The sequence below is a fragment of the Acinetobacter sp. IK31 genome (assembly GCF_035615195.1).
GTDB lineage: Bacteria > Pseudomonadota > Gammaproteobacteria > Pseudomonadales > Moraxellaceae > Acinetobacter > Acinetobacter calcoaceticus_C.
This window is the reverse complement of sequence record NZ_JANBOB010000006.1, coordinates 1-611: the sequence shown is the minus strand read 5'-3', so window position 1 is coordinate 611 and position 611 is coordinate 1. Positions and strand designations below refer to the sequence as shown.

The 611-nt window shown below is 49.9% G+C and carries 1 protein-coding gene; it reads right to left on the bottom strand.

Annotation, left to right across the window (positions count from 1 at the left end; all coding sequences use genetic code 11):
* On the bottom strand, positions 1 to 611 hold a 611-nt coding region (locus MSG66_RS04315; RefSeq protein WP_324652522.1), incomplete at both ends, for an Ig-like domain-containing protein.

The window sequence follows — 611 nt, the reverse complement described above, 5'->3', positions numbered from 1 at the left end:
ATCGTGATCGCACCGATCAGGTCTGCCGGTAAGGTATCAACCGTTACTGTGACGTCTGCATCTGCAACATCCACGTTACCTTGTGCATCTACTGCCTCGGCATGGATCGCGACTGGGCCTTCGCCTGTCACAGCAATCGCTGCGGTGATGAAGCCGTTGGTAATATCAGCTGCTGTCACGGTGTAGTTGGTACCGTTAACATTGACCACTGTGCCGTCGATTGCATCTGCACCCAATGCCACTTGTGCATTGAAGCTGCCATCTGTGCCGAGTTCGTCTGCATTCAGGATGCCGTCGCCATTTAAGTCTTCAGGGATCGTGATCGCACCGATCAGGTCTGCCGGTACAGTATCAATAGTGAGTGTTGCAGTATCAGTTGCAATATTTCCAGCTGGATCTGTCGCAGTTACGGTGACTGTATGTGGACCATCTGTTAATGCAGGCAATGTATTATCTGCAAGTGTCCAAGTACCGTCACCATTGTTCACTGCCGGATAGTCAGTGCCATCAACATTCACAACTATTGTTGCTGTTGGGTCGTTGACTGCTCCTGTTAAAGCTGGAGTGGTGTCGTTGGTAGTCACATCATCTAAAGATACAACTGGAACACT